Genomic DNA, 13,337 nt, shown 5'->3' with positions numbered 1-13,337 from the left:
TGCGCCGGTCAGAGCGCGTAGTACATCTGGAACTCCAGCGGATGCGTGCTGGCGCGGTAGCGGGTGACTTCCTGCATCTTCAGCGCGATGTAGGCGTCGATGAAGTCGTCGGTGAACACGCCACCGGCCTTGAGGAAGTCGCGGTCCTTGTCCAGCGCGTCCAGCGCCTGGTCGAGGCTGGAGCACACCTGCGGGATGTTCTTCTCTTCTTCCGGCGGCAGGTCGTACAGGTCCTTGTCGGCCGGCGCGCCCGGGTCGATCTTGTTGATGATGCCGTCGAGGCCGGCCATCATCAGCGCGGTGAACACCAGGTAGCCGGAGTTCATCGGGTCGGGGAAGCGCACTTCGATGCGGCGGCCCTTCGGGTTGGACACGTACGGGATGCGGCAGCTCGCCGAGCGGTTGCGCGCGGAGTACGCCAGCATCACCGGCGCTTCGAAGCCCGGCACCAGGCGCTTGTAGCTGTTGGTGGTGGAGTTGGCGAAGGCGTTGATCGCCTTGGCGTGCTTGAAGATGCCGCCGATGTACCACAGCGCCGTCTGGCTCAGGCCGCCGTACAGGTCGCCGGCGAACAGGTTCTTGCCGTCCTTCGCCAGCGACTGGTGCACGTGCATGCCGCTGCCGTTGTCGCCGACGATCGGCTTGGGCATGAAGGTGGCGGTCTTGCCGTTCTGGTGCGCCACGTTCTTGATGACGTACTTCATGGTCATCAGTTCGTCGGCCTTCTGCACCAGCGTGTTGAACTTCACGCCGATCTCGCACTGGCCGGCATTGGCCACTTCATGGTGGTGCACTTCCACCACCTGGCCCAGCGACTCCAGCACCTTGCACATGTCGGCGCGCAGGTCGCCGAGCGAATCCACCGGGCTGACCGGGAAGTAGCCGCCCTTCACGCCCGGACGGTGGCCGGTGTTGTTGTCCTCGTACTTGTAGCGCGACGACCAGGCGGCTTCTTCGGAGCCGATTTCGTAGAACACGCGGCCCATGTCGTTCTGCCAGCGCACGGAATCGAAGATGAAGAATTCCGGCTCCGGACCGAAGAAGGCGGTGTCGGCGATGCCGGTGGACTTCAGGAACGCCTCGCCGCGCTTGGCGATCGAGCGCGGGTCGCGGCCGTAGGCCTGCATGGTGCTGGGCTCCAGCACGTCGCAGTGCAGGACCAGCTGGGTGTGGCCGCTGAACGGGTCGAGGTAAGCGGTGTCCGGGTCGGGCAGCAGGATCATGTCCGACTCGTTGATGCCCTTCCAGCCGGCGATCGAGGAACCGTCGAACATCTTGCCGTCCTCGAAGGTCGACTCGTCGATGGTGTGCGCCGGGAACGTGACGTGGTGATGCTTGCCGAGCATGTCGGCGAAACGCAGGTCGACGAACTCGACGTCGTGTTCCTGGATCAGGTCGAGCACTTTCTGGGCGGACATGACGAACCTCGAATAGATGGGGACGTGGAAACAACTTGCTCTTTGGCAAGCTCCATGCCAGCGGAAGGAGCCAAGCCGGATCAGTTACTTGCGTAAGGATTGCGTGAATGGCGATGGTCGCTTTGCACCTTTAAGGCGCTAAATCAATCGCGATTTTGCACCAACAATGCGCTTCATCCATCGCCCGCGAACAACGCCCGCCATCCTAGCCCGTCATCCCTCATTCGGGCACGTGACCCTCCGGGCCCGCGCAGCCACCCCCTCTCCCCTTCGGGGAGAGGGCCGGGGTGAGGGGGCGGGCGGAGCGATGAAGGAGGGACAGTAGTAAGCGAGCCCCGCCCCGTCGCCACGTTTTGGCGAGCCCCGGGCCCCTCATCTGCCTGCCGGCATCTTCTCCCCAGCGGGGAGAAGAGTTCGGCCTTGCGCGTCGTCACACAATCGTCACTCCCACGCACTAGCGTCCCGCGTCCACACTCCGCGCCGCGAGCGCCCGTGACCGACCCCGCCGCCGGGCTGTCGCGCCTGTTCGAGGAACAGCGCGACACCCTCAACCGCTATTTCCTCAGGCGCACCGCGCATGCCTGGGATGCGCAGGACCTGGTGCAGGAGGTCTACCTGCGCCTGCTGCGCGCGGACCGGCACGGGGCGCAGGACATCCGCAATCCCGAGGCCTACCTGTTCACCATCGCCTCCAACCTGCTGCGCGAGCACGCCGCCCTGCGCCAGCGCGCGCCGGTCAACGGCGATGCGCTGGAAGACGTGCTGGAACGCCTGGCCACGCCCTGCGAGGCCGCCGCCGGCGTGGACCGCGAGCTGCGCCGCCGACGGCTCGGCGAACTGATCGCCCGCCTCACCCCGCGTTGCCGCGCGGTGCTGGTGATGCATTACCGCGACGAACTGGGCTACCGCGAGATCGGCGAGCGCCTGGGCGTCTCCTCGAACATGGTCAAGAAATACATCGTCAAGGCGCTGGCCGCGTGCCGCGTCGGGATGGCGCGCTATGACTGACGCCATCGACCCGCGCCTGCTGCGCCGCGCCGCCGAGCAGGCGGCCGAGTGGTACCTGGACCAGCGCGAAGGGCTGGATGCCGCGCAGCGCGCGCGTTTCCTCGCCTGGCTGCGGCAGTCGCCGCTGCATGTATCCGAGTACATCGGCATGGCGCGCCTGCACGGCGACCTGGGCGCCGCCGCCGCGCTCGATGCCCTGGATACCGCCGAGCTGGCCGACCTCGCCGCCACCGAGCGTGCGGTGGTGCAGCTGCGTCCGCTGCTGCCGCGTGCGCCTTCCGCCGCACCGGTGCGCCGCGCCGGCACGCCATGGTGGCAGCAGGCCATCGCCGCCGTGGCCGTTGCCTTGATCGGCGGCGCGGCCTTCCTGCACGAGGCACCGGCGCCGATGGACGTCTATACCTCCGCCGGCGAGGTACGCGACGTCGCGCTGGACGACGGCACCCTGCTGCAGCTGGACCGCGCCAGCGCGGTGGCGGTGCGCTACGACCAGGCGCAACGCCGCTTCGAACTGCTGCGCGGCGGCGCGCTGTTCGACGTGGGCAGGGACCCGGCGCGGCCGCTGCGCGTGGGCGTGGGCGAGCAGGTGCTGGAGGACGTCGGCACGGTGTTCGACGCGCATCGCCGCGCGGACGGCGCCAGCGTCGCGGTGGTGAGCGGCGAGGTCCGCATCTGGACGGGCGAGCCCGCCGCCACGCAAGCGGAAGCGCTGGCCGACCTGCGCGCGGGCCAGTACGCGGAAGTGGCAGGCGGCCGCCTGGCCGCGCTGGAGCGCCGCGCGGACCTGGCGCAGCACACCGCCTGGCTGCCCGCGGACATCCATTTCGAACACAGCACCGTGGCCGAAGTGGCGCGGCGTTTCGCGATCTACGGCGGCACGCCGCTGCATATCGACGATGCGGCGCTGGCCGCCACGCGCATCAGCGGCCGTTTCCATGCGCGCGACCCGGAAGCTTTCGTGGCCTACCTGGGCACCCTGCCTGGCGTACGTGTGCAGCGCGGCGCGGATGACATCCGCATTACACGCAAGCTGTAAGAAAAAATTCATCGAATCGGCGGTACCCGACGGGCGCGCGGGGCACTCGTAGAGATCATGCGGCGGCGATGCGTGTGCGCTTCGCCGCCTTTGTTCTCCCTCTCGCCCCAAGGCTCGCTCCATGCGCAAGACGCTCGCCCTCCATATCGCGCTGCTGCTCGGCGGCACGCTCTCCCTTGCCCTGCATGCGCAGGATCACACCGCCGCGCCGGCGATCGCACCGATGCCGCTGGCCCAGGCGCTGGACCTGGTCGCCAGCCGCAGCGGCTTGCAGCTGGTGTATGCGGCCGACGTCGCCGAAAGCGTGAAAAGCCGCGGTGCCGCCGCCGGCGAACCGCGCGAGCAGCTGCGCCAGCTGCTGGCCGGCACCGGCCTGGATTACCGCTTCGTCACACCCACCACGGTGACCATCGTGCCGGCCGCGCGCGCGGGAAACGCACCGGCCGCGGACGCGACGGCGTCGCGCGGCCTGCCGCCGGTGGACACTGACAACGCCACGCGCGAACTGGCGCCGATCAGCGTGCACGCCAACGCGGTGGATACGCTGGCGCCGAGCGCCGCGCCGCTGGATGCCGTGCAGCCGACCTCGGTGATCGACGAGCGCTTTATCCGCGACGGCCTGCGCTTCAACTCCAACTTCGACGACATCATCAAGTACGCGCCCAGCGTCACCGTCACCTCGCCGGAAGGCCCGGGCCTGGGCAAGAACGAAGGCATCAGCATCCGCGGCTTCCAGGACGGCCAGTTCAACATCACCTTCGACGGCATTCCGTTCGGCGACGCCAGCGACCTGCACCACACCACCTCGGCCTACTTCAATAACCACGTGCTGGGCCAGGCCGAGATCGACCGCGGCCCCGGCGGCGGCTCCACCATCGGCAATGCGACGTTCGGCGGCACGGTGGGCCTGCGTTCGCGCGACCCGAGCGACGTGCCCGGCATCACGCCCTACCTCACTGTGGGCAGCTGGAACACGCGCGCCGGCGGCGTCGCCGCGGACGAGCAGATCGGCGCGCACACCAGGCTGTTCGCCGATCTCTCCAAGGAAGCCAGCGACACCTATCTCAAGGGCACCGACGACCGCCGCGAGCACGCCTTCATCAAGACGGTGAGCGACCTCGGCGCCGCCACTACGCTCACCTTCGTCACCAGCTACAACCAGGAACACCAGAACACGGTGCAGGGCGCGACGCTGGGCGAGATCGCGCAGTACGGCTGGCGCTATGGCCTGCGCGACGACCCGCGCCTGCAGTCGTACCAGGGCTACAACCGGGCCGCGTACTACTCCAGCTTCACCTATGTCGGCCTGGTCACGCGGCTGGGCGAGTGGGACGTGGACAACAAGGTCTACTACAACAGCTTCGACCACTGGTCGCTCAAGACCAGCGACGCTACCGACAACCATGCGGCCGACAACGGCGTGACCTTCTACGACGCCAAGGGCAAGAAGGTGGGCAAGTCCGCCACCGACGTGCCGGGCAAGCAGGCCGACAACGGCTTCCGCGCCTTCGGCGACGTGCTGCGCCTGGGCCGCGAGCTGGGTCCGGGCAGCTTGCAGACCGGCGTGTGGCTGGAACGCAATCTCGATCAGCGCTACCAGGTGCCGCTGGACATGACGACCGGCCAGCGCAGCGGCACCAAGTACGGCCCCGTCTACAACTATCAGTTGAAGGACCGCACCGACACCGCGCAGCCCTTCGTGCAGTACGACTGGCGCCTCACCGACCAGCTCACGCTGAGCCCGGGCCTGCGCTACTCCTCCGTCACGCGCAGCCTCGATGCCACGCTCAACAAGATCTCGCCGCCGGTGCCCGCGCACGCCGAGGCCACCTACAGCGCGACCCTGCCCTCGCTCAGCCTGCACGACCGCCTGAGCGACGAGTGGAGCGCGTATGCGCAGGTGGCCCGCGGCTTCCTGGCGCCGCCGATCGACGTGATCGAATTGAACGGCACGCGCGCGCTGGCTCCGGAACTGACCACCAACTATCAGGTGGGCACGGCATATGCGACGCGCGGACTCACCTTCGGCGCCAACCTGTACTACATCGACTTCAAGAACCTGATCGCGCAGACCGAGGTGAAGACCGCCAGCGGCAACGAGAGCGCCTACGTCAATGGCGGCGGCGCGGTCTACCAGGGCGCCGAGGCGGAAGCGACCTATGCGCTGACGCCCACGCTCAGCCTGTACGGCAACGCCAGCTACAACAAGGCCACCTACAAGGGCAGCAGCGTGCAGGTCGCCGCCACGCCGAAGGTGACGGCAGCGCTGGGCCTGCTCTACAGCAGCCGGCAGGGCTGGTTCGGTTCCTTGATGGGCAAGTTCGTGGGCCACCAGTACGGCCTGGACAACGCCACCGACGCCAGCGGCAAGGACGTCTTCGCCAACGGCGCGCGCCTGGCCGGCTATATGTCCTGGGATGCGGCCTTCGGTTTCCGCGGCGATCATGGTCCCTGGGGCGGCAAGGGTTATTCGGTGAGCGTGGACGTCAACAACCTGTTCAATGTGCACAAGCTGGCCGGCTATGCGGGCACGCAGTCGGTCAGCGGCACGCCGCTGTACTTCGGGCTGCCGGGCCGCGGCGTGTTCCTCGACCTGTCGGTGAAGCTGTGAGGGCGCGCGCCTTCGTTCGCGCGGCCCTGCTCGGCGCGGCGCTGTGCGCGCCGCTGCTGGCGCAGGCCGGCGAGGCCACGCTGCGCCTGCGCGTGGTGGTGCTGCGCCATGGCGTGCGTGCGCCGACCAAGGCGCCGGAGGCGCTGGCGCCTTATGCCAGCAGGCCGTGGACCGCGTGGCCGGTCGCACCGGGGCAGCTCACGCCGCATGGCAGCGAAGGCATGCGCGCGCTGGGCGAAAGCTATCGCCGCCTGTTCGCGGCGGATGGACTGTGGTCCGGCGCCTGCGACCGCGTGAACGACGTGGTGGTGATTGCCGACAGCACGCCGCGCAATCACGCCAGCGGCGCGGCGCTGGCGCAGGGATTGGCGGCGGATTGCCAACCCACGTATCTCGCCCTGCCCACCGACCGGAACAACCCGCTGTTCCATTTCGGCGCCAAGGACGACGACAAGGACGACGACGACAAGCCCGCCTTGCCCGCGGCCTGGCCGCCGGCCGAACTGGCGCAGCTGCAGCGCGTGCTGCTCGGCTGCGAAGGTTCGGCCTGCCTGGCCAAGGCGCATGCGGATGGCCGCAAGACGCTGCTCGACGCGAACGGCGACGGCGAACGCGCCAAGGCGCTGAAGACCGCCGGCAGCCTCAGCGAAAACCTGATGCTGGAGTACGCGCAAGGTTTCCCCGCCGCGAACGTAGCCTGGGGCCAGGGCGACGAAGCGACCATCGGCCGTCTCGTCACCTTGCACAACCTGCAGTTCGCGCTGAGCAAGAAGGCCATGCCGGCCGCGGCGCGCGGTGGTTCCAACCTGCTGGCGCACGTGCTGGCCAGCCTGCAGCAGGCCGCCGGCGAGAAGACGCCGATCGCGCCGCTGACGGCAGCGTCCACGCGCGCCGTGCTGGTGGTCGGCCACGACACCAATCTCGCGCAGCTCGCCGGCCTGCTCGATGCCGATTGGCACGACGCCGCGCATCCGGACGACTATCCGCCCGGTGGCGCACTGGTGTTCGATCTATGGCAGACGCATGGCAAGTACAGCGTGAGCGTATCCACCGCGATGCCCACGCTCGCAAGTTTGCGCAGCGCCGACTATGCCGCGCCGGATGCGCTGGTGCGCAAGGCGCTGAGGCTCGCACCCTGCCCCGCCACCGACCGATGTCCGCTGGACAAGGTCTCGCGCTGGTTGCGCACGCGCATGGATGCCACGCGCATCGATCCCGCCCTGCCGCCGATGCGTGCCTGGCCGGCGGTATCGCAAGAAGCTCCGCATGAACCGGCGGTCAGCAAGTAGCGGCATGAGCGTGCCCCAAGGAAGGGGCTAGCGCTTAAGCTATGGCGCTTTGCAGTGGCCCGGAGTCCCGCACGTGAGCGATCTGATCAAAGTCGTCCTGCTCGGCATCATCGAAGGCATCACCGAGTTCCTGCCCATCTCCAGCACCGGCCACCTGCTGATCGCGGAGAAGCTGGGCCTGGGCGAGCGCTCGGACCTGTTCAACGTGGGCATCCAGGCCGGCGCCATCCTCGCGGTCACCTTCATCTACTGGAAGCGCATCTGGGGCCTGCTCACGCAGTGGCGCGATCCGGCCAACCGCGACTACGTGCTGAAGCTGTTCGTGGCCTTCATGATCACCGCGGTGCTGGGTTTCATCGTCACCCACATGGGCTTCAAGCTGCCCGAGGCGGTGACTCCGATCGCCTGGGCGCTGGTGATCGGCGGCCTGTGGATGATCGGCGCCGAGCAGATGGCGGCGCGCCAGGCCGACCGCACCGAAGTGACCTGGACGGTGGCGATCCTGGTCGGCATCGCGCAGATCGTGGCCGGCGTATTTCCCGGCACCTCGCGCTCGGGCGCCACCATCTTCGCCGCCATGCTGGCCGGCACCAGCAATCGTGCGGCGGCGACGGAGTTCGCGTTCCTGGTGGGCATTCCCACCATGTACGCCGCCACCGGCTATGAGCTGCTGAAGGTGGTGAAGAGCGGCGGCGCGGCAAACGAGGACTGGAGCGCGCTGATCGTCGGCTTCGTGGTCTCGGCCATCGTGGCCTTTATCGCGGTGAAGTGGCTGCTGGGCTATATCCGCACGCACCGCTTCACGCCGTTCGCGCTCTACCGCATCGCGCTGGGCATCGCCCTGCTGTTGCTGATGCCGGCCGGCGCCTGAAGGCACACTTCGCAGGTTGGGGTGAGCCGCCAGGCGAACCCCGACAACGCCAGCTCCATGCGCTTGGCCATGTTGGGGTTCGCCTTATGGCTCACCCCAACCTACGTTCCATGACATAGTTCCGCGCGCCATGGAACCGTCATCCCACTACCGCCTGCTCGACCTGCATATCGACCTCGCGCGCCAGCGCGTGACGCGCGACGGCGGCGCGCTCGACGTGCAGGGCCTGAACTTCCAGCTGCTGGCCTGCCTGTTGCGGCATGGCGATGCGGTGGTGGGTTTCGACACGCTGATGGCCGAAGTGTGGGCGCCCGCGGTGGTGAACGAGGAGACCGTCACCCAGCGCGTGAAGCTGCTGCGCCAGGCGCTGGGCGATGACGGGCGCAATCCGCGCTATATCCGCTCGGTGCGCGGGCGGGGTTATCAGTTGTGCGAAGCGCCGCGGACAGCAGAGGCCTTGATCGCCGACGAGCCAGTGATGCGGCAGCGGATTTTGCGCCCATGGTCGATCGGCTTCGGCGTGCTTGCCGCGCTGGGGCTGGCCGGCGCGTGGTGGTATCGCTCATCCATCGAGCACGGCCGCATCGATCCGGCGCAGACGCTGACCGTTCGCGCCTCCTACTACGCCGGCATCGGCCAGAAGGACAACAACGAGCGCGCGATCCTGCTCTATCAGCAGGTGCTGGCGCGCAACCCGGCCAGCGCGGTTGCGCATATCGGCCTGAGCCGCGCCTACAGCGCGCGGGTCTGCCTTTACAACTTCCCTTACGAATGGACGCAACAGGCGCGCGCTGAAGCGGAGCTGGTGCTGAAAACGCAGCAGGACAACAGTGCCGCGTGGTCCGCGCTCGCCTATGCGCACGATTGCGCGGGAGAGCTCGCCGCCGCCTTGCGCGCGTATGAAAAAGCGCTGGCGCTCGATCCGGGCGACGATGCAACGCGCGCCTCGGCCGCCTACCTCTACCAGGAACAGGGGCGACTGGCCGAAGCGCTGCATGCCAACCTGCAGATGCACGGCGATCCGGCGCGCGTGCGCTTCCGTAACGTGCAGGTGGCGCGCGAACTGGAACTGCTGGGTTTCACCGACGCGGCGGAGCGCCGCTACCGCGAGAGCTTCCAGCTCTACCCGGACAATGTGTTCTCCAATATCGCGTGGCCGCGGCATCTGTTCCTGCAAGGGCGTTTCAAGGAAGCGCAGGAAGCGCTGGACCAGGCGCTGGCGCGCAACACGCCGCATGTCGATCTCTACGTGCTCGGCGGCGAACTCGCCTTGCTGCGCGGCGACCGCGAGGGCGCGCGCCGCGCCTTCGAACAGGCGCGGCAGCTACGCCCGCAGATGAGCCTGCCCACCACGCTGGCGGCGCTGTATGGCGCGACCTCGCCCACGCCGGCATGGCTGGACGAGCGCATGGCGCAGATGCAGCGCCAGTTCCTCGGCGGCGCGGGCTATCCGGGCGACTATCTCGAACTGGCCCTGTTGCAGGAAGCGCGCGGACGGCATGCCGACGCGCTGCATTCGGTCGATACCGCCGTGCAAGGTGGCTACAGCGATCGCGCCTATCTGCAGACTTCGCCCCTGCTGCGCGGCCTTGCGAACGATCCGGCCTACGCCGCGTCGATCGATACGCTGAGCCGGCGCGTCGCCGCGCAGCGTGCCCAGGTGCTGGCCGCCGACTGGCGGCCGGCGGATCTGCGCGAGGTGCGTTGAGCGCTACAGGTGGGGCCAGCGGCGTGCGAGGTCGTTGATCGCGTCCAATGCCAGCTTGAGCTCAAGGCCGCGCGGCGTGAGTTCGTAATAGACCTCGCGCCGCTGCTCGGACGAACTGCGGCTGACCACGCCGGCATGGCGCAGATAGCGCAACTGCTCAGACAGCACCTTGGCGGACACGCCCTTGATCGAGCGCTCGATGGCGCCGAAATGCATGGCGCCGCGCTCGCTCAGGATCATCAGGATGGTCATCGCCCAGCGTCCGCGCAGGACGCGAAGCACGACTTCGGCGGCGCAGATGCTCGTGGGGTCGGGTGCCATGAGCAAGAGTATGAAAGCTCGCCGGGCCGGCGCCAATCGCCGGCCCATGCGAAGGCCGGCGGGCTTACTTGCCCACGCCGATCTGCTTGAGCAGGGTCGCGTTGTCCCAGAACAGGTATTCCTCGTCCATCGTGCCCTGCTTGTTCCAGTGCCCCAGCGTTGCCATCGGCAGGTGGTAGGCCTTGCCGGTCGGCTGGATCACGGTGCCGTCGGCCAGCACCATCGGCTTGGTGAAGGTGCCATCTAGGAAACCCATCACCGCCGTCCATTGCGCATCGGCGGTGCCGAAGCGCACCGGGTGTTCGGTGATGCGGTTGTCAGGCGCCCAGGTCCACATGAATTGCAGTTCCTTGATGTGGTCCGGGATGCCCTTGGTGGTGTGGCCGTCGGGGTAGTGCACGACGATGTCCTGGCCATGGCTCTTGTGCAGGTTTTCCCACTGCTGGCCGGTATAGACGCGGAAATCCAGGTCGTCGAAGTTGGCCAGGTTCTTCGCCAGTTCGGCCGGCGTGCCGGCCACCTTCGGCACCGCCTGGCCGTTCTTGCTGGCCGGCCAGTGATCCTGCTCCGCGGCCTGTGCCGCCGCCAGCCCGCCGAGGGCGAGGCCCACGCCAAGCGCCAGGGCGAATGCGGTCTTTCGGGTCGTCATGATGCGTGCCTCCTGGTGGGTGTGAATCGACGTCGGCGGCTCCTGAAGGAGCCACCGGGAAGATTCCGTCGATAAGCGAGGCATCAGTCTGAGCGCGCCGGAGCACGCTGTAAATTGGTTACTTTTCAGTAACCCAGGTGTGCGCGTCAGCGTGCGCCGGACACCGCCTTCAGCAGATATTCGCGCAGGATTTCCTGCGACTGCGGATGCGCATAGCGCTGGTTGTAGGCCGTGCTGGTGATCACCGCGACCAGCCGCCGCGACGGCACCACGAACACGTAGTTGCCGCCATTGCCGCTCATTGCCCATACCGGTTCGTCGATGCCGGTGACCGGCTTGCGGAAGCACCACCACAGGTAGCCGTAGTCGGCGTCGTCACGCGCTTGCGCATGCACGGTCAGCATGGCGTGGATCCACGCCGCGGAAATGACCTGCCTGCCGTGCCAGCGCCCGTCATCCAAGGCCAGCTGGCCGAGCTTGGCCAGGTCGCGGCTGCGGTAGCGGGTGCCGCCGCCGCCCATGCCGATGCCCAGCGGCGAGGCATTCCATTGCACGTGCTCGATGCCCAGCGGCTTTTCCAGCGCGTCGGCGGCGAAGCGCGACAGCGGCATGCGCGCGGCGCGCTCCACCACCGCGCCGGAGACGAAGGCGCCAGCCGTGCAGTAGGAGAACGCGCGGCCGTGCGGGCTGTCCGCCGGCTTGGCCATCCATGGCGCGAAGCCCTTGATGGGCAGGTCCAGCGCGAACTGCAGCCAGTCTTCGCTGACGTACATGCGCTCCTCGTTGCCGGCGGAGAACTCGTTCTCGTCGTTGCATTCCCACAGCGAACTCATGGTCAGCAGGTCTTCCAGCGTGATCGCCTGCTTGCGCGGGTCGGCGTGCTGCACCGGCTGCTTGTCCGGAAAGAAGCCGTAGACCTTGGCCTGCACGCCGGGGATCAGGCCGCGATCGATGGCTGCGCCGGCCAGCAGCGCGGTGACGCTCTTGCTGGCCGAGCGCACGTCGTTGAGATGCCCGGCGTCGCTGCCGTTGAAGTAATGCTCATAGACCAGCTTGCCGTCGCGGGCGACCAGGACGCTGGTGATGTTCTTGAAGCTGCCGTCGGCGATCTTGCCCTCGAGCGCGGCGAACGGGGCGGTGTCGACGTGTCCGGCGCGGGCATCGGCGACGGGCCAGCCATCGTCATGCGCGTCAGGAGCGCGGTACTCGGCCGCGGACAGGGACAGCGAACAGGCCGCGAGCAGGGCGGCGAGCAGGTAAGGCCTGGGATGGTGCATGGTCGGACTCCATGGTTGAGGTGCCCATGGAGTCCAGCGCGGCGGCGAATGAAGCGCCGGAAGACCGGATGAAGATTTATGAAGCCGCGGGGCTTCAACGACTTAGGCGGCGCTCAAGCGTTCCGGCGCTTCCGCCTTCCCCGCCACCGGCGCCTTCTTGTAGCCCGGCTCGTTGGTGCGGTCGAACAGCTCGCGCACCCATTCGATGAAGGCCTGCACGCGCGCCGACAGGTGCTTCTTCTGCGGATACACGATCCACACCGGCTTGCCGGTGGAGATGGTGTCGGTCATGACCAGCTCGAGCATGCCCTTGTCGAGCATGCAGCACAGCAGCATGTGGGGGGCCTGGGTGATGCCCAGGCCCGCGGCGGCGGCCTGGATCACCGACTCGCCGTCATTGATCAGCAGGTGTGCATCGACGTCCACGCCGACCTGGCCGCTGGGCGTGTCGAACTGCCACTGGCGCGGGCGGCGGTTGGGATAGACGTAGTTGATGATGCGGTGCTGCTTGAGGTCCTCGATGCTGCGCGGCGCGCCGTACTTGGCCAGGTACTCGGGCGAGGCGCAGACCACGTTGCGCAGGTAGCCGATCTTGCGGGCGATCAGGCTGGAATCCTCCAGCTCGCCGACGCGGATGGCGCAGTCGATACCTTCTTCGTTGAGGTCGGCCGGGCTGTCGCTCATGGACAGTTCCAGGCGGATATCCGGGTAGCGGCGCTCGAATTCGTCCAGGCGGGGGATTACGGCGGCGCGGCCCACGGCCAGCGAAATACCCACGCGCAGGCGGCCGGTAGGCTTGCGGGTGGCGTAGTTCAGGGCCTCGGTGGCTTCGGCCAGATCGGCAAGGATTTCCTTGCAACGTGCGTGAAACGCGGCGCCATCGTCGGTCAACCGCAGCGAACGGGTCGAACGGAACAGCAGCCGGGCGCCGAGGCGCTCCTCCAGGCGGGACACCGCCCGGCTGACGCCGGAGGGGGTCATGCCGAGCTGGGAGGCGGCGGCGGCGAAGCTCTTGGCCTCGACCACGCGAACGAAGGCGGATATTGCGGCAAAGTCTTCCATAGCGTCGATTCTGCGCCCATTCGTGACTGACAGTCACTACTGCATTGCACAAGGGAGGGATTTTCTAAACCGGAAGGTACACCTATT

The 13,337-nt window shown here is 67.8% G+C and carries 11 protein-coding genes; 6 read left to right on the top strand and 5 right to left on the bottom strand.

The window, feature by feature from the left end:
- Nucleotides 1-8: 8 nt before the first annotated feature.
- Nucleotides 9-1,418, bottom strand: coding sequence for a type I glutamate--ammonia ligase (gene glnA / locus ISN75_RS22710; RefSeq protein WP_167252810.1), 1,410 nt, complete (start codon nt 1,416-1,418; stop codon nt 9-11).
- A 492-nt stretch (nt 1,419-1,910) separates the two neighbouring features.
- Between glnA and ISN75_RS22705 the strand changes: the two genes are divergently transcribed.
- The 6 genes from ISN75_RS22705 (at nt 1,911) to ISN75_RS22680 (ending at nt 9,941) form a co-directional block, all read left to right on the top strand.
- The gene (locus ISN75_RS22705; RefSeq protein WP_343203559.1) at nt 1,911-2,426 is read left to right on the top strand and encodes an RNA polymerase sigma factor; all 516 of its coding nucleotides are present in this window, start codon (nt 1,911-1,913) and stop codon (nt 2,424-2,426) included.
- Nucleotides 2,419-3,462 (top strand): FecR family protein, encoded by a 1,044-nt coding sequence (locus ISN75_RS22700; protein WP_343820383.1) that lies wholly within the window; start codon nt 2,419-2,421, stop codon nt 3,460-3,462. The genes ISN75_RS22705 and ISN75_RS22700 overlap by 8 nt, the downstream gene beginning before the upstream one ends.
- Nucleotides 3,463-3,583: 121 nt before the next feature.
- Nucleotides 3,584-6,073 (top strand): TonB-dependent receptor, encoded by a 2,490-nt coding sequence (locus tag ISN75_RS22695; RefSeq protein WP_343820385.1) that lies wholly within the window; start codon nt 3,584-3,586, stop codon nt 6,071-6,073.
- Nucleotides 6,070-7,362 (top strand): histidine-type phosphatase, encoded by a 1,293-nt coding sequence (locus tag ISN75_RS22690; protein WP_343820386.1) that lies wholly within the window; start codon nt 6,070-6,072, stop codon nt 7,360-7,362. Before ISN75_RS22695 ends, ISN75_RS22690 begins: the two co-directional genes overlap by 4 nt.
- A 73-nt stretch (nt 7,363-7,435) precedes the next feature.
- Entirely contained in the window at nt 7,436-8,233 is a 798-nt protein-coding gene (locus ISN75_RS22685; protein WP_167252814.1) for an undecaprenyl-diphosphate phosphatase, read from the top strand.
- Nucleotides 8,234-8,363: 130 nt separating this feature from the next.
- A complete protein-coding gene (locus ISN75_RS22680) occupies nt 8,364-9,941 on the top strand; it encodes a winged helix-turn-helix domain-containing protein (protein ID WP_343820388.1) in 1,578 nt (525 codons plus the stop codon).
- Between the two features lie 3 nt (nt 9,942-9,944).
- Here ISN75_RS22680 and ISN75_RS22675 read toward each other — a convergent pair whose 3' ends face one another.
- The 4 genes from ISN75_RS22675 to ISN75_RS22660 all read right to left on the bottom strand — a co-directional run bounded on the left by ISN75_RS22675 (nt 9,945) and on the right by ISN75_RS22660 (nt 13,250).
- Nucleotides 9,945-10,262, bottom strand: a complete 318-nt coding sequence (locus ISN75_RS22675; RefSeq protein ID WP_423385108.1) for a winged helix-turn-helix transcriptional regulator — start codon at nt 10,260-10,262, stop codon at nt 9,945-9,947.
- 64 nt (nt 10,263-10,326) lie between these two features.
- The gene (locus tag ISN75_RS22670) at nt 10,327-10,911 is read right to left on the bottom strand and encodes an ester cyclase (RefSeq protein ID WP_343820392.1); all 585 of its coding nucleotides are present in this window, start codon (nt 10,909-10,911) and stop codon (nt 10,327-10,329) included.
- A gap of 146 nt (nt 10,912-11,057) precedes the next feature.
- Complete coding sequence (locus ISN75_RS22665) at nt 11,058-12,188, bottom strand: serine hydrolase domain-containing protein (protein ID WP_167252818.1); 1,131 nt, start codon at nt 12,186-12,188, stop codon at nt 11,058-11,060.
- 102 nt (nt 12,189-12,290) lie between these two features.
- Nucleotides 12,291-13,250, bottom strand: coding sequence for a LysR family transcriptional regulator (locus ISN75_RS22660; RefSeq protein ID WP_343820393.1), 960 nt, complete (start codon nt 13,248-13,250; stop codon nt 12,291-12,293).
- Nucleotides 13,251-13,337: the final 87 nt, after the last annotated feature.

This window comes from Dyella marensis, assembly GCF_049532885.1.
GTDB classification, from domain to species: Bacteria; Pseudomonadota; Gammaproteobacteria; order Xanthomonadales; family Rhodanobacteraceae; genus Dyella_D; species Dyella_D marensis.
The sequence above is the reverse complement of the archived record's forward strand: the minus strand, read 5'-3'. Positions and strand labels throughout refer to the sequence as shown.